Annotated in this window: 19 protein-coding genes and 1 pseudogene; 12 read left to right on the top strand and 8 right to left on the bottom strand. The window is 71.7% G+C overall.

Translation table 11 applies throughout. The annotated features are described in order from the left end of the window. Nucleotides 1-53 precede the first annotated feature (53 nt). The 4 genes from ABZ876_RS10510 to ABZ876_RS10495 form a co-directional block, all read right to left on the bottom strand. Entirely contained in the window at nucleotides 54-899 is an 846-nt protein-coding gene (locus ABZ876_RS10510) for a DMT family transporter (RefSeq protein WP_361777437.1), read from the bottom strand. Then, nucleotides 896-1,393, bottom strand: a complete 498-nt coding sequence (locus ABZ876_RS10505; RefSeq protein ID WP_361777434.1) for a YbaK/EbsC family protein — start codon at nucleotides 1,391-1,393, stop codon at nucleotides 896-898. Before ABZ876_RS10505 ends, ABZ876_RS10510 begins: the two co-directional genes overlap by 4 nt. A 67-nt stretch (nucleotides 1,394-1,460) precedes the next feature. After that, the gene (locus ABZ876_RS10500) at nucleotides 1,461-3,131 is read right to left on the bottom strand and encodes a penicillin-binding transpeptidase domain-containing protein (protein ID WP_361777431.1); all 1,671 of its coding nucleotides are present in this window, start codon (nucleotides 3,129-3,131) and stop codon (nucleotides 1,461-1,463) included. 94 nt (nucleotides 3,132-3,225) lie between these two features. Continuing rightward, nucleotides 3,226-4,863, bottom strand: coding sequence for a penicillin-binding transpeptidase domain-containing protein (locus ABZ876_RS10495; RefSeq protein WP_361777428.1), 1,638 nt, complete (start codon nucleotides 4,861-4,863; stop codon nucleotides 3,226-3,228). Between the two features lie 676 nt (nucleotides 4,864-5,539). Between ABZ876_RS10495 and ABZ876_RS10490 the strand changes: the two genes are divergently transcribed. Further along, complete coding sequence (locus tag ABZ876_RS10490) at nucleotides 5,540-6,637, top strand: PP2C family protein-serine/threonine phosphatase (RefSeq protein ID WP_361777425.1); 1,098 nt, start codon at nucleotides 5,540-5,542, stop codon at nucleotides 6,635-6,637. A gap of 9 nt (nucleotides 6,638-6,646) precedes the next feature. Here ABZ876_RS10490 and ABZ876_RS10485 read toward each other — a convergent pair whose 3' ends face one another. Beyond that, nucleotides 6,647-7,285, bottom strand: a complete 639-nt coding sequence (locus tag ABZ876_RS10485; protein WP_361777423.1) for a hypothetical protein — start codon at nucleotides 7,283-7,285, stop codon at nucleotides 6,647-6,649. Between the two features lie 205 nt (nucleotides 7,286-7,490). Here ABZ876_RS10485 and ABZ876_RS10480 point away from each other — a divergent pair. Both ABZ876_RS10480 and ABZ876_RS10475 read left to right on the top strand, forming a co-directional pair. Continuing rightward, nucleotides 7,491-7,580, top strand: a pseudogene (locus tag ABZ876_RS10480) (3'-phosphoesterase); the annotation flags it as partial. A gap of 139 nt (nucleotides 7,581-7,719) precedes the next feature. Continuing rightward, the gene (locus ABZ876_RS10475) at nucleotides 7,720-8,154 is read left to right on the top strand and encodes a cupin domain-containing protein (protein ID WP_361777420.1); all 435 of its coding nucleotides are present in this window, start codon (nucleotides 7,720-7,722) and stop codon (nucleotides 8,152-8,154) included. Nucleotides 8,155-8,561: 407 nt separating this feature from the next. Here the strand turns inward: ABZ876_RS10475 and ABZ876_RS10470 are convergent, their stop codons facing one another. Further along, nucleotides 8,562-10,301 carry a phospholipid carrier-dependent glycosyltransferase gene (locus ABZ876_RS10470; RefSeq protein WP_361777417.1) on the bottom strand — a complete coding sequence of 580 codons (1,740 nt, stop codon included), beginning with the start codon at nucleotides 10,299-10,301 and terminating at the stop codon, nucleotides 8,562-8,564. Between the two features lie 62 nt (nucleotides 10,302-10,363). Between ABZ876_RS10470 and rsmI the strand changes: the two genes are divergently transcribed. The 7 genes from rsmI (at nucleotide 10,364) to ABZ876_RS10435 (ending at nucleotide 17,778) form a co-directional block, all read left to right on the top strand. Then, nucleotides 10,364-11,236: a 16S rRNA (cytidine(1402)-2'-O)-methyltransferase gene (gene rsmI, locus ABZ876_RS10465; RefSeq protein ID WP_361777414.1), complete on the top strand. Its 873-nt coding sequence runs from the start codon at nucleotides 10,364-10,366 to the stop codon at nucleotides 11,234-11,236. Nucleotides 11,237-11,562: 326 nt separating this feature from the next. Next, on the top strand, nucleotides 11,563-12,015 hold the full coding sequence (locus ABZ876_RS10460; protein WP_361777412.1) for a hypothetical protein: 453 nt from the start codon (nucleotides 11,563-11,565) through the stop codon (nucleotides 12,013-12,015). Between the two features lie 98 nt (nucleotides 12,016-12,113). Next, on the top strand, nucleotides 12,114-12,995 hold the full coding sequence (locus tag ABZ876_RS10455; RefSeq protein ID WP_361777410.1) for a TatD family hydrolase: 882 nt from the start codon (nucleotides 12,114-12,116) through the stop codon (nucleotides 12,993-12,995). A 149-nt stretch (nucleotides 12,996-13,144) separates the two neighbouring features. After that, a complete protein-coding gene (locus tag ABZ876_RS10450; RefSeq protein WP_361777408.1) occupies nucleotides 13,145-14,479 on the top strand; it encodes a ubiquitin-like domain-containing protein in 1,335 nt (444 codons plus the stop codon). 60 nt (nucleotides 14,480-14,539) lie between these two features. Then, a complete protein-coding gene (gene rsmA / locus ABZ876_RS10445) occupies nucleotides 14,540-15,466 on the top strand; it encodes a 16S rRNA (adenine(1518)-N(6)/adenine(1519)-N(6))-dimethyltransferase RsmA (RefSeq protein WP_361777406.1) in 927 nt (308 codons plus the stop codon). Then, nucleotides 15,467-16,363 (top strand): 4-(cytidine 5'-diphospho)-2-C-methyl-D-erythritol kinase, encoded by an 897-nt coding sequence (locus ABZ876_RS10440; protein WP_361777404.1) that lies wholly within the window; start codon nucleotides 15,467-15,469, stop codon nucleotides 16,361-16,363. Between the two features lie 86 nt (nucleotides 16,364-16,449). Then, on the top strand, nucleotides 16,450-17,778 hold the full coding sequence (locus tag ABZ876_RS10435; protein WP_361777402.1) for an acyltransferase: 1,329 nt from the start codon (nucleotides 16,450-16,452) through the stop codon (nucleotides 17,776-17,778). A 15-nt stretch (nucleotides 17,779-17,793) separates the two neighbouring features. Here ABZ876_RS10435 and ABZ876_RS10430 read toward each other — a convergent pair whose 3' ends face one another. Continuing rightward, the gene (locus ABZ876_RS10430; RefSeq protein WP_361777400.1) at nucleotides 17,794-18,384 is read right to left on the bottom strand and encodes a Uma2 family endonuclease; all 591 of its coding nucleotides are present in this window, start codon (nucleotides 18,382-18,384) and stop codon (nucleotides 17,794-17,796) included. A 157-nt stretch (nucleotides 18,385-18,541) separates the two neighbouring features. On the opposite strand from ABZ876_RS10430, the gene ABZ876_RS10425 reads away from it, so the two are divergent. After that, nucleotides 18,542-20,344, top strand: a complete 1,803-nt coding sequence (locus ABZ876_RS10425; protein WP_361777397.1) for an ABC-F family ATP-binding cassette domain-containing protein — start codon at nucleotides 18,542-18,544, stop codon at nucleotides 20,342-20,344. A gap of 327 nt (nucleotides 20,345-20,671) precedes the next feature. After that, nucleotides 20,672-21,382 carry a LuxR C-terminal-related transcriptional regulator gene (locus tag ABZ876_RS10420; RefSeq protein WP_361777394.1) on the top strand — a complete coding sequence of 237 codons (711 nt, stop codon included), beginning with the start codon at nucleotides 20,672-20,674 and terminating at the stop codon, nucleotides 21,380-21,382. A 70-nt stretch (nucleotides 21,383-21,452) separates the two neighbouring features. On the opposite strand, the gene ABZ876_RS10415 is transcribed toward ABZ876_RS10420, so the two are convergent. Beyond that, complete coding sequence (locus ABZ876_RS10415) at nucleotides 21,453-21,752, bottom strand: hypothetical protein (protein ID WP_361777391.1); 300 nt, start codon at nucleotides 21,750-21,752, stop codon at nucleotides 21,453-21,455. Nucleotides 21,753-21,758 lie beyond the last annotated feature (6 nt).

Below are 21,758 nucleotides of genomic sequence, written 5' to 3'. Positions count from 1 at the left end.
CCTCTGGCTGCATCGTCGGCCGCTGTGTGCGCCGCCGCCACTTGTAGGGCCCGCTAGCCCGCGTGCAGCATCAGCCCGATCCCGAGCACCAGCAGCCCCGCCGCCGCGATCCGCGGGAGCCCGAATCGCTCCTTGAAGAACACAGCGCCGATCGCGGCGCCGACGATGATCGAGGACTCCCGCAGAGCCGCGATCGGGGCCAGTTCGGCCCGCGTCTGGGCCCACAGGACCAGGGCGTACGCCGCCACCGACAGCGCCGAGCCCAGGAATCCCAGGGATGCGAACGGCCTTAGCCGATTGGGGAGTTCGCCCCGCCAACGGTAAGCGGCGTACAGGGGGATCACGACTCCCTGGACGGCCATGAGCCACGCGATGTACCCGAAGGAGGAGCCCGACGCCCTGACCCCGAGCCCGTCCACGACGGTGTAACCGGCGATCGTCAGTCCCGTGGCGAGCGCGGCGCCGATGGCCGCCCAGGGGGGCCGGTGCCCGCGCAGCCCCCACAGCGCCACCCCGGTCAGCCCGGCGCACGACACGGCGACACCGGCCGCCGCCCAGCCGTCCGGCACCTCGTGCGCGAACACCGCCGCGAGCACGGTCACCACCAGCGGAGCGGTCCCGCGCGCGATCGGGTAGGCCTGCCCGAAATCGCCCAGCCGGAACGACCTCATCAGCAGGGCGTAGTACACGATGTGGACGGCCGCGGAGGCGAAGAGGTACGGCCAGGCCGGCGCCGCGGGGAACGCCGTGAACGGGATCATCGCGAGCCCGATGAGCGCGCCGCCGCCCGCGATCAGGGTGAACCCGATGAGCTTGTCGGTGATGCGGTGTGCGATCGCGTTCCAGGATGCGTGCGTGACGGCGGCGAGCAGGACCGCCACGGTGACGGCCGGCGTCACGCGGACCGCTCGCGAACGTCCACCAGCGTGCCGCCCGCGTGGGCGATCAATGTCTTCGGGTCCATCGGGAACACGGTGTGCGGGGTGCCGGCGGCGGCCCACACGGTGTCGTGGTCCAGCAGCGAACGGTCGGCGAGCACATGTGTCCTAGTCCGGTGCCCGAACGGCGGCACACCGCCGATCGCGTACCCGGTGGTCTCCCGCACGAGGCCAGCGCCCGCCCGGGTGACCGTCTCCACACCGAGTTCCTCCCGGACGCGCTCGACGTCGACCCGGGAGGCACCGTCCATGAGCACCAGCACCGGGACCCCGTCCGCGGCGAAGACCAGCGACTTGCAGATCTGGCTCAGCTCGCACCCGATCGCCGCGGCGGCCTCGGCGGCGGTCCGGGTCGCGTCCGGGAAACGGCGGATCCGGGCATGGAGTTCGCCGAGCCCCAGCTCCTCGAGGGCGTCGGCGAAACGGGGGTGGGCTCCTGATTCCGAAGACGTCATGCAAGGCACGCTAGCGGTGTGTGTACAGCGTAAGCGACCTGGTTACGTGGCGCCCGGTCGCCGTCCGTCAGCTCCCCGCCCGCAGCAACGCGGCCACGATCGGGCCCGCCGAGTCACCGCCGTGGCCGCCGGCCTGGACCACGCCCGCGGCCGCCAGGTCGCCCTTCCAGGCGGTGAACCAGCCGTTGGGCTTTTTCTGGCCGTCGACCTCCGCCGACCCCGTCTTCGCGCCGTAGTCCGGGCCCAGACCCGCCATGGCCTTGGCGGCCGTTCCCGCCGCGGCCGTGTACTGGAGGACCTCCTTCAACTGGGCCTGTGTGGAGGACGACATGGTGCGGGTCGCCTTCGCCGTCGTGCGGTGGTCCACCGAGGGGGAGACCAGGTACGGCTGGTGGAAGACGCCCGTCTTCGCGGTCGACACCACCGAGGCCATGTTCAGCGGGTTCATGCGCACCCCGCCCTGGCCGATCAGCGACGCCGCCATCTGGGCCGAGCTCTGCACCGGGACCGCGCCGTCGAAGGACGGGACGCCGATCGCCCAGTTGTTACTGCTCAGGCCGTAGATCTGCTGGGCGACCCGGGTGAGGTCGTCGTTCCCCAGCTCCTTCGCCTGGCTGATGAAGGCGGTGTTGCAGGACGCCGCGAAACTCGCCTTGAACGTGCCGTTCTTGATCTCGAACTTGTCGTCGTTCTGGAACTTCCAGCCGCCGTACGTCACGTACTTGGGGCATGGGTGCGGTTTGTCCGCCTTCGCCAGGCCCTTCTCGAACAGCAGGGTCGACGTCACGATCTTCATCGTGGAGCCCGGGGCGAGGGAGCCCTGGAAGGCCACGTTGAAGCCGTGGCTCGAGTTCGCCACCGCCAGGATCTCGCCCGTGGAGGGCCGCATGACGACGACGGACGCCTTGGACTTGCCCGCCACCTGCTGCTCCGCCTTCGCCTGGAGCGCCGGGTTCAGCGTGGTCCTCACCGTGCCCGGCGTGCCCTCGCTCAGCGTCACCAGGGTCTTGTCGGGCGTCTTCTGGCTGCCCTTGGCGGCCGGTTTGCGCACGATGCGCAGTTCGATGCCCGCCTTCCCCCCGGCCTTCTTGCCGTACTTCTCGCGCAGGCCGTCCAGCACCGTGCCCAGCGAGGGGTAGCGAGCGGTCGTCAGCTCGCCGCCGGCGCGGTCCAGCGCCTTGACGGGCGGAGCGCCCGCCTCACCCGTCACCAGGCGGTCACCCTCGGCCAGGTCCGGGTGCACCACCGACGACTGCCATCGCACCCGCGGCGCGCCGTCCTCGGTGCGGCGTACGACCGTCAGTTTCGTCGCGTACGTCAGGGGCCTGCTCTTCCCCTGGTACGACACCGTCGCCTTGACGGAGAAGGGGACCGACGCCCCGGAGGGCGTACCGCGGGTCAGGGTCACACCGGTGATGTGCGCGTCCTTGCGGTAGCCCGTCAGGGCCTGGTCCGTGGCCGCCGCGTCGTCCGTGACGGCGGCCGCCTTGGTGGTGTCGCCCTGCTGCCAGGCGGTGAGGAACGCCGCGGCCGTCGTGCGGACCTCGGACGCCGACAACGGGCCCGACTTCACGGATTTGTGGTGGGCCGTGGACGCCCTGCCGTCGTCGGCCGCCGCGCCCCCGCCGAACAGGCTGTAGGCGCCGACCGCCCCGCCCACACCGGCGAGGGCGATCAGCCCTCCGATCACCAGCGGGCGGCTGTTCGTCCGCTCGGCCGCGCGTCTTCTCTTGCCCACCGCTTTCGATCCTCCGCAGTCTCCGGGTCCCCTGTGCCCTCACGCTCCTCAACGAGTACAACCACACTAGAGTCCCGGGGTGACAGGGGTGACGTCAGCCGCCGGTTCGTAGCACAGCTGCGACGATAGGGCCTGCCGCGTCGCCGCCGTGCCCGCCCTGCTGGGTCATGGCCGCCGCCGCGATGTCGCCCCGGTAGCCGGTGAACCAGCTGTTGGACCTGGCCTGCCCGTCGACCTCGGCGGATCCGGTCTTGGCACCGATGTCCCCGCCGAGCCCGGACATCGCGCGCGCGGCCGTGCCCTGGGTCGCCGTCAGTCGCATCATCGCGCGCAGCTGGGCCACCGTGCCGGACGACAGGCCCTTGGCGGTGGCGAGTTGACGGCCGTCCAGCTTCGGGGAGACGAGGTACGGCTGCCGGAACGTGCCCGTGATCGCGGTGGCTGTGACCGACGCCATGTTCAGCGGGCTCATCTGGACCTGGCCCTGGCCGATGGCGTTGGCGGCGCGGTCGGGGCCGGTGGAGGCGGGGACGCTGCCGTCGAAGGAGACGATGCCCGTCTTCCAGTTGTTCTGCCCGAGACCGAAGCGCTGCTCGGCCTCGGCCGTCAGGGAGGCGTCCGTGAGCGGCTTCTCGTCGATCAGCTTCACGAACGCGGTGTTGCACGAGCGCATGAAGCTGTTGGCGAGGCTCGCGTGCTCGTTGGCGGTGAGGCCCTTGAGGTTGGTGAAGGTCTGGCTCTGCCAGGTGGCCGTGGACGTACAGGGCGCGGGGCCGTTCATCGAGGTGACACGGTTGTCGATGAGCATCGCCGAGGTGACGATCTTCATCGTGGATCCGGGCGCGAGGCGCCCCTCGAAGGCCGCGTTGAACTGGTCCTTGCGGTGGTTGGCGACCGCGAGCACCTCGCCCGTGCTCGGCTGCACCGCGACCACCGACGACTCCGGGTACTGCCGCACGGCCCGTTCGGCCGCCGCCTGCGCGGCGGCGCGGATCGTGGTGTGCAGCTTGCCGGGCGTGCCCTTGACGAGTGTCAGCAGGGTCTTGCCGGGCGTGTTCGGGTTTGCGCGCTCGACGGAGAGTTCGATGCCCGGCTTCCCGCCGGCCTTGTCACCGTACTTCTCGCGCAGTGCGTCCAGGATCGGGCCGAGGGACGGGTACTTCTCCGCGGTCAGCACCACGCCGTCGCGGCCCACCGCCTCGATCGGCGGGACCTTGGCCTCACCGGTGACGAGCGTGTCGCCCTTCTCCAGGGAGGGATACACGACCGACGGCTGCCAGTCGACCAGCGCACGACCGGTGGTCATCCCGCGTACGACGGTCAGTTCGCTGTCGTACGTTAGCGGCTTGGACGTTCCCCCGTAGGACACGGCCGCCTTGACGGAGAACGGCACCGAATCCCCGCTGCGGGCGCCCGGAGTGATGTGCACCGCGGTGATGTGCGCACTGCCGCCGTACGCGGCCAGCAACTGCCCGGCGGCCCCCGCGTTGTTGGTGTACGAGGCCGCGGTGGAGGCGTCGCCCTTCGCCCAGGCGGCGAGGAACCTGGCACTCGCCTCCTTGACCTCGTCCGCGGACGGCGGCCCGCTCTTCACGGCTGCGGGAGCGCCGACGCCACCGCTCGCCGAACTCCCGTGGAGCGCCGACAGAACGTTGTACGCCCCGTACCCGGCACCCCCCAGCATCACCACGAACACCCCGCCGACTATGGCGGCTTTGGCCCCCTTGCGCATGGCGCGCTCCCCCTTCCCCGTCGGTCTCGCAATGTAAGCGACTCAGGAGACGTTTGTGACTGACGTCTTCGTTCGTTGTCCGAAGAGTGATCAGAAACATGCCCGAAAACAACCCAGATCCCTGCGCCCAGCCACATCCGCGAACGCGGGCGTGCGCCCGCCGGCGCTGGCCCGGGGAGACTCAAGGCGCAGGCGCCTGCGCCTGCAACATCGGACACGGTCGCTGCTGAGGCGAAAGCCGACCACCCGGGTGTCGCGGACCGTTATCCGCAACGGCGGGATCTACCCGGCCATGGCGTTCATCAGGGCGGACGGCGCCCGGGCGTCCAAGGGCCGCCCGAAGGAGCTGACGCTCACGCTGCGCACTGCGGCGAGCGCCGCAAGTCGGCGGCCCCCGACCGCGTCACCCGGGCCGAGGACGCCGACCTCACGCGAACGATCATCTGGCTCCGCCCCACCGGCTCCCGGCGTCGTGGCGCCCAGCGGCCGAAAGCCCAGCTCATGTCTCTCCTGCCGCGTGATCCGGCAGTGCCCTGGGCGTCAGGCGGCGAGGATACCGTGAGAGCGGAAAGTGGAGCCGTGAGCTTCGGCGGGGCAGGCTGAATGCATGCGGTCGCGCTTGCGCTCGTCCCCTCTGCACGGAACAGGGAGCCGAAGCCGGGTCCTGTTCGCACTGATGCAGTGTGTGCCCTTCTTGATCGCGCTGGCCGTCCTGCTCATCGAGCTCACGCCTGCCCACTTCATCTACACCGGTCCCCTTCTCACCGCGATCCCGGCGCTGGCGGGGGTCACGCTGGGCCCCAGGGGGACCACCGCGGCAGCGGCTCTAGCGCTGGCGATCAGCATCATCACGGCGACCTACAACCAGGCATGGGGCACCGTGCAGGTCTACACCAACTTCCTGGCCCTGGTCCTGGTCTCGGTGGCCGGCTTCGTCGCGAGCAGCGCCGTGCAGACGCGCCGGCAGAGAGAGCTCGACCAGGTTCGCCGGATCGCCGTGGCGGCACAGGAGGTCGTGCTGCGGCCCGTACCCGCGCGACTGGGCCCGGTGCTGGCGGCCAGCATGTGCCTTGCGGCCGGTACGGGGGCACAGGTGGGCGGTGATCTGTACGAGGCCGTGCAGACCCGGTACGGCGTCCGGATGATCGTGGGGGACGTCCGGGGCAAGGGGCTCACCGCGGTCCGAGCCGTCGCGGCGACGTTGGGTGCGTTCCGGGAGGCCGTGCACTACGAGGACGAGTTGGTCGAGGTCATGAACCACTGTGCCGCCGCGCTGCGAAGGGAAGTCGCCGTACCGGGTGCATACGGTCAGGAGGTCCTGATGGAGGGGTTCGTCACGGCGCTCATCGCGCAGGTGCCGGACGAACCCGTGGTGCAGCTGGTCAACCGTGGTCATCCGCCGCCGCTGCTGCTGCGCCAGGGCAGGACGACGGCCTTGATGCCGAGCTCGCCCTTGCCGCCTCTCGGGCTGGAAGATTTCATCAGCGGCCCTCCCCCCAAAGCCGAGAGCTATCCCTTCCTCCCCGGTGACCGTCTGTTGCTGTACACCGACGGCGTGATCGAGGCCCGCGACCGGGACAGCCAATTCTTCGCTCTTCCGGAGACCATGGAGGGGATACACGCCGGCACCACCCCACCGGAATTCCTGGAGCAGCTGCACCAGGCGCTGACCCGCCATGCCGAAGGCGACCTGGCGGACGATGTCGCGATGATCCTCGCGGACCGGCTCGACGGCGAACCGAGACCACCGTCCGGTGGGGCGGACGTGGGCTAGCGGTCGTGGCTACACCCGTGGGCCGGAAGCAGATGGGCCGTGATCCGGGATGCGAACACTGGACGGCGCTGTCCTTGAGGTACAGCCCTGCCTGTCGGTCAGGTCTACCAGCGGATCGCAGTGGGGGTCGTCCGCGGCGGGCTGGTGACGCCCGTCTTCCTCGATGAGGGCGGGGAGGGAGGCGATCAGCGCGGTAGGCGTGTCGGTCAGGCGGATGTCGGCGCCGATGACGCCTGAGCGGCCGGGACGCCGCACATACAGGCGCAGCAGGCTGTTGCCGTGCATCAGGAACCCGATCAGGAAGGGGTTCTCGTCGTCGCCGGGGTCGGTCAGGGCGCGTAGGACGGTGAGCGCCTGGCCCTGTTCGGGCTCCGGGTCCCAGGTGATCTCCTCCGGGCGTAGCCGGATGAGCGTCATCCCCATGGCATCGCTGACGTCGCTGCTGCCGTGGATCCGGGTTCCGGCCAGGACGGTGCGCAGGATGCCAGGGAGGTAGGCGGGAGCCACCGTGTCGTTGGGGGTTTCGTGGAGGAACGTCATGCCGGTCTCGTCGTCTCCGGCATGGATGGCGATCCGTACGGCGCCGGGGGCGGGCAGGACTCCGCGCAGGCGGCAGCCTTCGGCGAGGGGCGCGTTCAGGTGGTGCAAGAGAGTAGAACGGCCAGAAGTGGATGAAGTCTGCGTGATCCAGCCCGGTAGGGCCCCGGCCAGGGCGTTTACCTGTGGTCGGGGCCACGTCGAGCGGCCAAAATCCGTCTGTGCCCACCCGCCCCACGTCACGGCGAAGGACCAGGTCTTCCGGCGGAGGTCCGGAACCTGGGCCTTGCCGAAGAAGGACAGCGGACGGGCGAGCGGGCACGGTACGCCCGACGCGCGCCGGGCCCGCTCGGTCCGCACCGGCGGCACACTCGACCAGGTTGCCGAGGAGAGCGGCGAGGAGTGACGGACCGGGGCAATCTTCCTCCCTCATGGGGCGCCACCGCCCGAGGTCGGCTGCGGATGAGTGGGTTCCGGCCCCAACGGCCCCTGTCCGGCCTTATGTTCACGGCGGTATCGGCTCTCGTACCTGCAGGAGGCCCCGCATGCGCCACGCTCTCCGTACCGCCATAACAGGGGTGGTGACCGCTGCCACCGTCCTGGTCTGCGGCACCGCCCAGGCCACGCCTCCGGGACCGGGGGTCACCGCCCGCGTGATCCGTCAGACCACCGTGAACGGCACCGACTACACCCTGCGGGAGATCACCGTCCCGCCCGGGCAGAGCACAGGCTGGCACTACCACGACGGCCCGCTGTACGGCATCGTCAAGCAGGGCACCCTCAGCCACTTCGATTCCACCTGCGCCTCCGACGGCGTGTACCCCACAGGCAGCGCCATTCAGGAACCGGCCGGAGCCGGCTACGTCCACATCGGCCGCAACATGGGGGACACGCCCCTCGTCTTGGACGTGCTCTACGTCCTGCCGCACGGCGCCCCGTTCTCGGAGGATGCGCCGAACCCCGGCTGCCCCTTCCAGTGATCACTGCGGCAGCGGCTGCCGGGGGCACCCGCGGCGGGTTTGCGGGATGAGACTGGCTACGGCAGGGCGCAGAACGCTCCAACCAGCCGAATCTCGCAACATGCAAGGGGCCTCCGGAGCCGGCGCAGTACGACTGCCTAACGACCAACACGGGCGCGGCCATTTGTCGCGCCGTCCTGAGGGCTCTCGAGCGCTGTGGGACTAACCGCACGAGTCACAAACGCCCGTCGAGGGCAGTTGGACGAAGCAGCGCTTACAGGCCTGTGGGGGCTTCTCGACGCGCTGGCGACGACGCTCGATGGTGGTTTGCAGCCTGGGTGCGAGTGCCGGCGTGCCGCCGCCCTAACGACCAACAACGACCGGGTGGGCGCGGCCAGCGGCCACGCCCACCCAGCAGGTTCGCCCAGCTAGACCCAGGTGTCCAGCCACATCCGCGACCGCCACTGGTCGATCGGGATGGCCGTGCCCGTGTAGATCGGCCAGAAGTAGATGAAGTTCCAGGCGATCAGCAGGACCAGGACGCCCGCGCCCGCCGCTCCCACGACACGGCGGCGTTCGTCCGAGCCGGGGGGGCCGAGGAGGGCGCCGATCATCATCGCCACCGCCAGGCACAGGAAGGGGACGAAGACGACCGCGTAGAAGTAGAAGATCGTGCGCTCCTGGTACAGGAACCAGGGCAGATAGCCGGCCGCGATACCGCAGGCGATCGCTCCCGCCCGCCAGTCGCGGCGGAACGCCCAGCGCCACAGGACGTACAGGATGGCGAAGCAGGCCGCCCACCACAGCATCGGGGTGCCGATCGCGAGGACCTCGCGGGCGCACTTCTCGCCCGCGTCCGAGGGGCAGCCGGACTGGCCGGGGGCGGGGGACTCGTAGAAGTACGAGACGGGGCGGCCCGCCACGATCCAGCTCCACGGGTTCGACTGGTACGTGTGCGGGGACGACAGGCCCACGTGGAAGAGGTAGACCTCGTGCTCGTAGTGCCACAGGCTGCGCAGCCAGTCCGGCAGGAACGTCCAGGTGCCGCCCTTGCCGTCCGTGGCCGCCCAGTTGCGGAAGTAGCCGCCCGAGCCGTCGGCGGGGGACAGGATCCAGCCGATCCAGGAGGTCACGTACACGACCAGCGCCACCGGGACCGTCGCCAGGAAGGTGATGCCGGTGTCGCGCTTGAGGACCGTCGCGTACGGACGGCGGGCGCCCGCCACCCGGCGCGCGCCCACGTCCCACAGCACCGCCATCACACAGAAGGCCGCCAGGATGTAGAGGCCGTTCCACTTGGTGCCGATGGCGAGGCCGAGCAGCACGCCCGCCGCCCAGCGCCAGGGACGCCACCCCAGCCGGGTGGTCTCGGCGGCGTACACGTCGGGACGCACCCGGCCGTCGGCGTCCGCGGGGAGCGCGGCCGCCAGTTTCGCGCGCGCCCGGTCGCGGTCGACGAGCAGACAGCCGAACGCCGCGAGGACGAAGAACTCCAGGACGCCGTCGAGGAGCGAGGTGCGGCTCATCACGAACTGGAGCCCGTCCACCGCCATCAGCGCGCCCGCCAGGCAGCCGAGGAAGGTCGAGCGGAACAGGCGGCGGCCGATGCGGCACAGCAGCAGCACCGAGAGCGTGCCCAGCAGCGCCGTCATGAAGCGCCAGCCGAAGGGATCGAACCCGAAGAGCAGTTCCCCGAGGCCGATGACGTACTTGCCGACCGGCGGATGCACCACGTACGCGGCGTCCGTGGGGATCGCCACATGGCCGTTGTGCTGAAGGATCAGGTCGTTGGCGTTCTTGGCCCAGTTCGACTCGTACCCGTTGTGGACGAGCGCCCAGGCGTCCTTGGCGTAGTACGTCTCGTCGAATATCACCGCCCTGGGACTGCCCAGGTTCCAGAACCGCATCAGCCCGGCCATGAGCGTCACGAGCAGCGGGCCGCCCCACGCCGACCAGCGGGTGATGCGGCCGGCGACCTCCCCGCGCAGGCCGAGCGCCGCGCTGATGCGCGGGCTGGGCTCGCTGTACGGCGGCATCAGCCGGTCGCGTACGTCGCTTCTCTCAGGCGCCGCGTATCCGAAACGGCGCAGCCGCTGCTGCCACGTCGGCCGCTGGTCTGCGGTGGCCTGGCCCTGCCGGGTGTCCGTGGAGGACGCGGTACTGGTCACCGCGCCATCGTAGGGAACACGTCTGTGTGAGTCCCGTGCATGGCGCCTGCGAGGATGGAAACGTGACAGTAACGCCCGGAACCCTGGTCCTCGCAGGCACCCCGATCGGGGACATCGCGGACGCGCCGCCCCGGCTCGCCGAGGAGCTGGCCATCGCCGATGTGATCGCCGCCGAGGACACCCGCCGGCTGCGCCGGCTCACCCAGGCGCTGGGGGTGCAGCCCGCCGGGCGCGTGGTGTCCTACTTCGAGGGCAACGAGTCCGCCCGCACCCCGGAGCTGGTCGAGGCGCTGGCGGGCGGGGCGCGGGTGCTGCTCGTCACCGACGCGGGGATGCCCTCGGTGTCCGACCCCGGGTACCGGCTGGTCGCCGCCGCCGTGGAGAAGGACGTCCGGGTCACCGCCGTGCCAGGTCCCTCCGCCGTGCTCACCGCGCTCGCGCTGTCCGGGCTGCCCGTGGACCGTTTCTGCTTCGAGGGGTTCCTGCCGCGCAAGGCGGGCGAGCGGCTGTCGCGGCTGCGCGAGGTGGCCGGCGAGCGGCGCACCCTCGTCTACTTCGAGGCGCCGCACCGGCTCGAGGCCACCCTCGCCGCCATGGCCGAGGTGTTCGGCGCCGGGCGCAGGGCCGCCGTCTGCCGTGAGCTGACCAAGACGTACGAGGAGGTCAGGCGCGGTCCGCTGGGTGAGCTGGCGGAGTGGGCAGCCGAGGGCGTCCGGGGCGAGATCACCGTCGTCGTGGAGGGGGCCGGCGAGCAGGCGGCCGGGGAACTGGACGCCGCCGAGCTGGTGCGCCGCGTCCGGGTGCGGGAGGAGGCCGGGGAGCGCCGCAAGGAGGCGATCGCGGCGGTGGCCGCGGCGGCGGGCCTGCCGAAGCGGGAGGTCTTCGATGCGGTGGTGGCCGCGAAGAACGCCGACGGGGCGCGGTCCGAACGGTGACTGGTCGGCGCCCGGGTGCGGCCGAAGGTGGCGGTCCCTGGGCGCTCGTACCCCCTCTGAGCAGGGGGCATCTCCCATGAGCGGGCGCCCCATGGACGGGCAAAGGGCTGTCGTGGAAGGCAAAGCCGTAACGCCCCCATCCGGGGCACTTGGGCAAGCAACGTCCAAATCGCCTCCAACACTCGACAGGCACTGATGCCTTCGCACTGGTGGAGGCGTCCACTGGGGGCAGGGACGTACCCGTCCCTCGCCCGCCGTGGGGCCCGCGGGATTCAGGGGAAGCCCGCCCCACCGGGGCGCTTGTCCAGCGGACAAGAGGAGCTGGCATGAGTGAGATCGCAGGGCGCACCGGCCAGGGCGCAGCGGCCGGTGACGTCACCGGGCAGTACGACCGAGGTGCCGCGACCGCCGTCGTCCATGAGTCCTATTCCTTCGCCTGCATGCGATGCGGGCACGGCTGGGAGCAGTCGTACGAGATAGAGCACCACCTCGACGGCGCCGGCAACGAGTTCGTCATATACGTGGCGGGCGGCCGCGTGGTGCCGTCGCCGCTGCGCCGTCCCGCCTGTCTGAACTGCGACAGCCCTGTGGTGCGCATCATGCGCCCCGGCCAGGTGTCCTCCGCGCAGAACTCGCTGCACCCGCACCACCGCCCGGTGACACGGGCCGTCGGCAGCGGCCTCGACGAGCCCCGGACGGAGCCGGCGAAGCCCAAGGAGCATCACCACTGGCATCTGTCCGACCTGCTCCACCCGTTCCACCACCGCAAAGCGGGATGAGCCGGGGCCGGGCGCGGGACGAGCCGCAACCGGGCGGCGGGACGAGACCGGCAGGCGGGCCTTTCCGGGGCGGCGTGCCCCTTCCGTAGGATCGGGGCATGCCTTCCCCAGCGTCCGACAAGCACGCGCCGCCCCCGCTTCCCGAGCCCCTCGGCGTCTCCGTCGCCGACTCGCACACCCACCTCGACATGCAGTCCGGCACCGTCGAGGAGAGCCTCGCCAAGGCGGCGGCGGTCGGCGTGACGACGGTCGTCCAGGTCGGCTGCGATGTGCAGGGCTCGCGCTGGGCCGCCGAGACGGCCGCGACGTACGGCGCGGTGCACGCGGCGGTGGCCCTGCACCCGAACGAGGCCCCGCGCATCGTGCACGGGGACCCCGACGGCTGGTCCCGGCAGGGCGCGCGTGAGCCGGGCGGGGACGCCGCCCTGGACGAGGCGCTCGCCGAGATCGACCGTCTCGCCGCGCTGCCGGAGGTCAAGGGCGTCGGCGAGACCGGCCTCGACTACTTCCGCACCGGGCCCGAGGGCAAGGCCGCGCAGGAGCGGTCCTTCCGCGCGCACATCGAGATCGCCAAGCGGCACGGCAAGGCGCTGGTCATCCACGACCGCGACGCCCATGCCGACGTGCTGCGCATCCTCAAGGAGGAGGGCGCGCCCGAGCGGACCGTCTTCCACTGCTACTCGGGCGACGCGGCGATGGCCGAGGTCTGCGCGCGCGCCGGATACTTCATGTCGTTCGCCGGCAACGTGACCTTCAAGAACGCTCGGCCGCTGCGCGACGCGCTCGCCGTGGCCCCCCTGAACCTCGTCCTCGTGGAGACCGACGCGCCCTTCCTGACGCCCGCGCCGTACCGCGGACGGCCCAACGCGCCGTACCTCGTTCCGGTCACGGTCCGTGCGATGGCCGCGGTGCGGGGCATCGCGGAGGACGAGCTGGCCTCGGCCCTCGCGGACAACACGGCACGCGCCTTCGGCTACTGACCCCCGCCGCCCCGGCGACGGCCTCCCGGGGTACGCGCGGCCGCCGCCCGTGGGCGTGTCGCGACACCGTGTGACGGCGTTGCTTTGGAGAGTGACGGCCAGCCGCTACGTTGGTCGCCCGTTTCGGACCTTCTCTGGAGCGTGTCGTCGTGAGCAACCGGCAGTACCCGCCGTACGGGAAGTACGGCCCCAGACCGGAGTACGAGGACAACGAACCGTACGGCCGGATGTACCAGGACACCTACCGGCCCGCATACGAGGCGCGCGTCCACGCGGCGCGCGCCAGACAGACCACGGGGCCGCTGCTGCGCCGGCAGACGGAGGCCGCCCCGCGCACCGGGGGCCGCACCCAGGCCCGGCATGCGGCGCGCCGCCGGAAGGGCGCCGCGCGCACCCACCCCGTGCGCCGTCTCCTCCCGCAGGCCCTGGTGGTCGCCTTCCTCGCCGGAGGCACCACCGCGTTCATCGCCAAGGACAAGGCCGTCGAGCTGACCGTGGACGGCAGGCACCGCATCCTGCACACGTTCGCCGACGACGTGGGCGAACTGCTCGCCCAGGAGGGGGTGGCGGTGGGGACCCACGACGTCGTCGCGCCCTCGCCCGGCACACCGCTGACCAGCGGCGAAGAGGTCGTGGTGCACTACGGACGCCCGGTGCGCCTCACTCTCGACGGGCACCGGCGGGTGGTGTGGACGACGGCGCACACGGTGGACGGCGCGCTCGAGCAGCTCGGGGTGCGTGCCGAGGGCGCGTACGTATCGACCTCGCGCTCCGTGCGGATCCATCGCGAAGGGCTCGCGCTGGACGTCCGCACCGAGCGCACGCTGACGGTCATGGCGGACGGGCGGCTGCGCACGCTCCGCACGAACGCGGCGACCGTCCGGGAGGCCCTCGGACAGGCCGGGATCACCCTGCGCGGGGAGGACACGACCTCCGTGTCGCCGGGCAGTTTCCCGGTCGACGGGCAGACGGTGACCGTGCTGCGGGTGCGGGGCTCCCGGGAGGTGCGCGAGGAGCCCATCCCGTTCGCCGTGCGCCTCACCAAGGACCCGACCCTGTTCCGGGGCACCGTGCTCGTGGCCCGCGCCGGACAGCCGGGCACCCGCCGGGTGACCTACGCCCTGCGCTCCGTCAACGGCGTCCGGCAGCGGCCGCGCCGGGTCCGCGCCGAGGTGGTGCAGCGGCCCACCGCCCAGCTGGTCCGGGTGGGCACCAGGGCGCGCCCGCAGTCTGTGGCGGGCGCGGACCACCTCGACTGGGAGGGGCTCGCGTACTGCGAGTCCAGGGGCGAGCCGCGCGCGGTGGACCCGTCCGGCACCTACGGGGGCCTCTACCAGTTCGACCGGCGCACCTGGCGCAGCACCGGCGGCTCCGGCCGGCCGCAGGACGCCCCGGCGGAGGAGCAGACCTACCGCGCGAAGAAGCTGTACGTGCGCCAGGGGACCAGCCCCTGGCCGCACTGCGGGTCACGGCTGTACAGGTGAGCGGGGCGGGCGGGGCCGGCGCGGGCACGGGCGCCCCGCGCCGCCCCGTACCCTTGGTCCGTGAGCAGCCCCACCCCCGACGCCCTGCTGGGCCCCGCCGACGTCCGTGAGCTGGCGGCGGCCCTCGGCGTACGCCCCACCAAGCAACGCGGCCAGAACTTCGTCATCGACGCCAACACCGTGCGGCGCATCGTGCGCACCGCCGACGTGCGGCCCGACGACGTGGTGGTGGAGGTGGGGCCCGGCCTCGGATCCCTGACGCTGGCGCTGCTGGAGGTCGCCGAGCGGGTCACCGCCGTCGAGATCGACGACGTGCTGGCGGGGGCGCTGCCCGCGACCATCGCCGCGCGGATGCCCGCGCGCGCCGAACGGTTCGCGCTGGTGCACTCCGACGCCCTGCACGTGCGGGAGCTGCCGGGTCCCGCACCCACCGCGCTCGTCGCGAACCTGCCGTACAACGTCGCCGTCCCCGTGCTCCTGCACATGCTCGCCACGTTCCCGAGCATCGAGCGGACGCTGGTGATGGTGCAGTCCGAGGTCGCGGACCGGCTGGCCGCCGCGCCCGGCTCCAAGGTGTACGGGGTGCCGTCCGTGAAGGCCAACTGGTACGCCGACGTCAAGCGCGCCGGGGCCATCGGGCGCAATGTCTTCTGGCCCGCGCCCAACGTGGACAGCGGGCTGGTCTCGCTGGTCCGGCGGGCCGAGCCGGTCAGGACCACCGCGTCCAAGGCGGAGGTGTTCGCGGTGGTGGACGCGGCGTTCGCGCAGCGGCGCAAGACACTGCGGGCGGCGCTCGCCGGATGGGCGGGTTCGGCCGCCGCGGCCGAGGCCGCACTCGTCGCCGCCGGCATCTCGCCGCAGGCGCGCGGCGAGTCCCTGACGATCGAGGACTTCGCGCGCATCGCCGAGGCCGCGGGACCGCGGACGGCACAGCATCAGACGGCCGCTGCGCGGCGGGCCGCATTCCGCACGGAGGAGTCCGAGTAAGTGAGCGTGACGGTACGCGTACCCGCCAAGGTCAACGTCCAGCTCGCGGTGGGCGCGGCCCGCCCGGACGGCTTCCACGACCTGGCCAACGTCTTCCTGGCCGTCGGCCTGTACGACGAGATCACGGTGACCCCGTCCGCCGGCGGCCCCCGCATCACCTGCTCCGGCCCGGACGCCGGCGAAGTGCCCCTGGACCGTACGAACCTGGCGGCCCGCGCGGCCCTCGCGCTCGCCGAGCGGTACGGCCGCACGCCGGATGTGCACCTGCACATCGTCAAGGACATCCCGGTCGCGGGCGGTATGGCGGGCGGCAGCGCGGACGGCGCCGGGGCGCTGGTGGCGTGCGACGCGCTGTGGGCAACGGGCGCCTCCCGGGAGGAACTCCTCGGCATCTGCGCCGAGTTGGGCAGCGATGTACCGTTCAGCCTGGTGGGCGGGGCGGCGCTGGGCACCGGGCGGGGTGAGAAGCTCACGGCGCTGGAGGTCGGCGGGACGTTCCACTGGGTGTTCGCGACGGCCGGGCGGGGACTGTCCACGCCGGCCGTCTTCCGGGAGTTCGACCGGCTGAACGAGGGCGTACGGATTCCCGAGCCCGTCGCCTCGCAGGATCTGCTGGACGCACTGGCGAAGGGGGACGCGGACGCGCTCGCGGCCGCGGTCTCCAACGACCTCCAGCCGGCCGCGCTGTCCCTGTTCCCCGAGCTGGCGGACACACTGGCCGCCGGGCGCGCGGCGGGGGCGCTGACCGGGCTGGTGTCGGGGTCGGGACCGACGACGGCGTTCCTCGCGAGGGACGCCGCCGCCGCGGCACGGATCGCGCGGGCGCTCATGGCTTCGGGCACCTGCCGCTCGGCGCGGGTGGCGTCGTCGCCGGCGCCGGGGGCGACCGTCGTCTGAGACGGCCCGGTCCGTGCTCGTACTCAGACGACGGTTGAGTACGAGCACGCTGCCGCGGCACCCGGGCGCCGCGCGACCGTACCGGCATGAGACCCAGTGATCTGGCCGCGGCCACCCCGGAATCCCGTGACCGGTTCGTCGATCTGCTGAGGGCCGGCTCGCTCGGCGTCGTCGTGCTCGGGCACTGGCTGATGGCGGCCGTGTCCCTGGACCCGGACGGACATGTCCAGGTGGGGAACCTGCTCGCCCTCCAGCCCCGGCTCCAGCCGCTGACCTGGCTGTTCCAGGTGATGCCGGTGTTCTTCTACGTGGGCGGCTTCGCGCACGCACTGTCCTGCCGTTCCGCCCGGCGCCAGACCCCCAAGGCGTACTCGGCCTTCCTGCGCGCCCGGCTGCGGCGGCTGCTGCGGCCGACGGTCGTGTTCACAGGGGTGTGGGGCGCCGCGGCCCTCGTCCTCCAACTGGCCGGGGCCGGTGGTGGATTGCTCGACATAGCGCTGCGGCTGGTGGCCCAGCCGCTGTGGTTCGTCGGGATCTATCTCGCGATGGTCGCCTTCACCCCGCCGCTGCTCCGGCTCCACGAGCGCTGGGGATGGGGCGCGTTCGGCGCGCTCGTCGCGGCCGCCGTGGCCGTCGATGTGCTCCGCTTCGGACCGGGCGTCCCCTACGTCGAGTTCCTGAACTTCGCCTTCGTCTGGCTCGCGATCCACCAGCTCGGATTCCTGCGCGCGGACGGCAGGATCCGCCGGCCGTACCTCCTCGGCGGCGCCGGACTCGCGGGGGCCGTGCTGCTGGTCGCGTACGGGCCCTATCCGCTGTCCATGGTCGGGATGCCCGGAGAGAAGATCTCCAACATGGCGCCGCCCACCCTCGCGCTGCTGTGCCACGGGCTGTGGCTGGTCGGGGCGGTGGAGCTGCTGCGTGTCCCCGTCACACGGTGGCTGCGGCGCCCGCGGGTGTGGCGCGCGGTCGTCACGGCGGGCGGCGTCTCCATGACCGCCTTCCTGTGGCATCTCACGGCGATGCTCGGCGTCTACGGGGTGCTGCTGGCGGCGGGCGTGCGGCTCCCGGCACCCGGCTCGGGTACGTGGTTGGTGCAGGTACCATTGCGGATCGCGGCCGCCGCGATACTCACCGCGGTCCTGGTGGCCCTCTTCCGTACCTTCGAAAAACCGTCGGGCGTACGGGAGTCCAGTGCGCCGCGCGCCTGGGCGGGACCCGCTGCCGCGCTCGGCGTCACCCTGTCCTTGTTCGGGGTGCTGGGCCTGTCGATGGTCGGCTTCGGGGGACTCCTCGAAGGCCGTACGGCCCTGCTGATAGCCGTTCACGTGACCGCGCCCACAGCCGTGACGATGACTCTCGCGGGGTGGCTGCTGGTGGAGCGGGCGGGGCGCGGGCGGGGTGGGGCCGCGTGAAGGCGGCCCGGGGGCTCAGAGGGTGTCGATGGCGGTCAGGTCGATGTCGATGGTGTACGGCACGTCGACTTTGAGGTGATCGTGGTGAATTCCGGTCAAGGCGTACGTGTGGGTGGTCTGGGACAGCTCGTAGACCTGCACGGCCGGGCGGCTGTCCGAGCCGGCCATGTCGACCAGCCAGAAGTGGTCAATTCCCGCTGCGGCGTACTTGTGGGGCTTGGTGTGGCGGTCGCGTGATTCGGACTCCGGGGAAATGACCTCGACGGCCAGCAAGACATCCGTGCCGTTGAAGTGCGTTTGCGCCGGTCCCGTCTTGGCGCTCGCCTTGACCACGGAGATGTCCGGCTCGGGCCCGTTGCGTTTGTCCAGCACGACGGTCATCTCGCGGGCGACCTTCAGCTCGGGCGGCAGGGTGCTGCGCAAGCCACTCACGAGCAGATCGATCGCCGTGAAGTGGAAGTAGCGCTGCGGACTCACGAAGACCAGGCTCCCGTCGATCAACTCGGTGTGCGGCGGGAGATCGGGCAGTGTGAACAGGTCGTCCACGGTGTAACCGTCCATCGGCGGCATCGGCCAGCGAGACTGCTCGGTGGACTCGGCGGTCATGGTTCCTCCCATGGACGGGATTCCTGCTGCCTGTCGTCCACGGTAGCCGCCGTTCCCGGATCACGTCACCACAAAGAGTGACGAGCCCTCGCGCGCCGTCACCCGCCCCGGAGGCCCTACGCTTGAAGGCTGACCGTCCCCCGTGCGCAGGAGTGAAATGGCCGTCAACCTGGTCAATGTCGAGAACATCAGCAAGGTGTACGGCACCCGTGCCCTGCTCGACGGTGTCTCGCTCGGCGTGTCCGAAGGCGACCGGATCGGTGTCGTCGGACGCAACGGCGACGGCAAGACCACCCTGATCCGGATGCTCGCCAAGCTGGAGGAGGCCGACTCCGGCCGTGTCACCCACTCCGGCGGGCTGCACCTCGGCGTGCTCACCCAGCACGACTCCCTCGACCCCGCCGCCACCGTCCGGCACGAGGTCATCCGGGACATGGCCGACCACGAGTGGGCCGGCAACGCCAAGGTCCGGGACGTGCTCACGGGTCTGTTCGGCGGGCTCGACCTGCCGGGGTTCCCGAAGGGGCTCGACACCGTCATCGGCCCCCTGTCCGGCGGCGAGCGGCGCCGTATCGCGCTCGCCAAGCTGCTGATCGCCGAGCAGGACCTGATCGTTCTCGACGAGCCCACCAACCACCTCGACGTCGAGGGCATCTCCTGGCTCGCGAACCACCTGCGCGAGCGCCGCTCCGCGCTGGTGTGCGTCACCCACGACCGGTGGTTCCTCGACCAGGTGTGCACCCGTATGTGGGACGTGCAGCGGGGCACGGTCCACGAGTACGAGGGCGGCTACTCCGACTATGTCTTCGCCCGTGCCGAGCGCGAGCGCATCGCCGCCACGGAGGAGGCCAAGCGGCAGAACCTGGTCAGGAAGGAGCTGGCCTGGCTGCGGCGCGGGGCGCCCGCCCGGACCTCCAAGCCCCGCTTCCGCGTCGAGGCCGCCAACGAGCTGATCAAGGACGTGCCGCCGCCCCGGGACAGCAGCGAGCTGACGAAGTTCGCCTCCTCCCGGCTCGGGAGAACCGTCTTCGACCTCGAGGACATCACCGTTCAGGCCGGACCCAAGGTGCTGCTCAAGCACGTCACCTGGCAGCTCGGCCCCGGCGACCGCATCGGCCTGGTCGGGGTGAACGGCGCCGGCAAGACCTCTCTGCTGCGTGCGCTGGCCGACGCCGCCCGCAGCCAGGGGGAGACGCAGCCCGCCGGCGGCCGGATCGTCGTCGGCAAGACCGTCAAGCTCGCCTATCTGTCGCAGGAGGTCACCGAACTCGACCCCAGCTGGCGCGTGCTGGAGGCCGTGCAGAGGGTGCGGGAGCGGGTCGACCTCGGCAAGGGGCGCGAGATGACCGCGGGGCAGCTGTGCGAGACCTTCGGCTTCACCAAGGAGAAGCAGTGGACGCCGGTGGGGGACCTCTCCGGTGGTGAGCGCCGACGGCTTCAGCTCCTGCGGCTGCTCATGAACGAGCCGAACGTGCTGTTCCTCGACGAGCCCACCAACGACCTCGACATCGAGACCCTCACCCAGCTCGAGGACGTGCTCGACGGCTGGCCCGGTTCGATGATCGTGATCTCCCACGACCGGTTCTTCGTGGAGCGCACGACCGACAGGGTGTACGCCCTCCTCGGCGACTCCACGCTGCGGATGCTGCCGCGCGGCATCGACGAGTACCTGGAGCGGCGTCACCGCATGGAGGAAGCCGCCGCGGCCGCCGCCCCGGCGCCCGTGGCCGCGAAGTCCGCCGTCTCGGCCGCCGACGCCCGTGCCGCCAAGAAGGAACTACAGCGGATCGAGCGGCAGCTGGACAAGATCTCCGAGCGGGAGGCCGGGCTCCACGAGCAGATCGCCGAGCACGCGACGGACTTCGAGAAGGTGGCCGGGCTGGACGCCGAACTGCGGGGACTCGTCGGCGAGCGGGAGGAGCTGGAGCTGCGCTGGCTGGAACTCGCCGAGGACGCGTAGGCGTTCGGCGGGCGGTGCGCACACGGTGCCCGGCGTCGTACACCCCCCGGGTCGGGTACCAGGGAGCGCGCGGGAGCGCTCGGGCGCTCTCGGTGAGGGCCTCGCTCCTGTTCAGGGGCGGGATCCTGCACGTACCCCTCATCAGGCGCGAATGGGCGGGATTTCGGCAATCCGGGGCGCTTCTCACCGGTAAGGGAAGCGCAACGTCGAACAAGCGTGTAGCTTCCGGGGGCATGGAGGGCGGGGGGTGCGCCGGGGGACCTCTGTCCGTGCGGGCCAGTGGGCATCCATAGTGGGCATCCATGGGGGGGACTGGGGGGTTGCTCGATGGGAGTGCGGCTCATGGTGGTCGACGACCACCGGCTGCTTGCCGAGGCACTGGCCTCGGCGCTGAAACTGCGGGGGCACCGGGTGCTCGCCGCGGCGGCGCCCGCCGCGGGCGCGGCGGAACTGGTGATCGCCAGGGCACCCGAGGTGTGCCTGCTGGGCACGGCGACACCCGCCGAGCCCGGGGTCTTCGACCCGGTGGTGCGCATCAAGCGGGAGCGTCCGCAGGTGGCGGTGCTGGTCCTCGGGCCGGTGCCGAACCCGCGGGGCATCGCGGCGGCCTTCGCCGCCGGCGCCGCGGGCTACGTACGCCACGACGAGCGGATCGAGGGCGTCGAGCGGGCGATCATGAAGGCGCGGGCGGGTGAGGCGGCGGTGGCGCCGCAGCTGTTGCAGGGAGCGTTCAGCGAGTTGCTCAACCCGGCGGCGCAGCCGGACGACGAGGGGCAGCGTCTGCTCCAGATGCTCACCCCGCGCGAGGTGGAGGTCCTGGTGCGGGTCGCGGACGGCGAGGACACCCGGCTGATCGCGGCCGGCATGGGCATAGCCCCCTCCACGGCCCGCACCCATGTGCAGCGGGTCCTGATGAAACTGGGCGTCGGCTCCCGGCTGGAGGCGGCGGCCCTCGCGGCGCGCACCGGCCTGCTGGACCGTGCGGGCCCTCGGCCGCCCATCGCCTCGCCGCGGACGGGCTCGGGGACTCCTCAGTAGGGCGAGCCCCTCAGGTGGCGGCAAGGGCGCCGCGGCCGGGGTCCCGAGGGGCCCCGGCCGCCCGCCCGTGTCACTCGGACTTCTCCTTTGGCGTCAGCGGCGGGGCCGCCGGGCGCAGCATGAGCCAGAGCAGGAAGAACAGGCCGAGCAGCAGCATGCCCAGGCCCGTCCACAGGTTGATGTTGACGCCCTGGGCCTTGGCGATCTCGGCGTCGGAGGCCGTGAAGCCCGCGATCATGACGATGACGCCGTAGATCACGAACAGTCCGCCGATGATGCGGCGCAGGTCGAAGATGCGGGCCGCGGTCGCGGACTTGGACTCCAGCTCGGTGACTTCGCGCTGGACCTCGTGCTCGGAGTACTCGGACATGGTTTC

The organism is Streptomyces sp. NPDC046931, assembly GCF_040644655.1.
In the GTDB taxonomy this organism is placed as follows: domain Bacteria; phylum Actinomycetota; class Actinomycetes; order Streptomycetales; family Streptomycetaceae; genus Streptomyces.
Note: the sequence above shows the minus strand (reverse complement) of the source record. Positions and strands in the feature narration are given on the sequence as shown.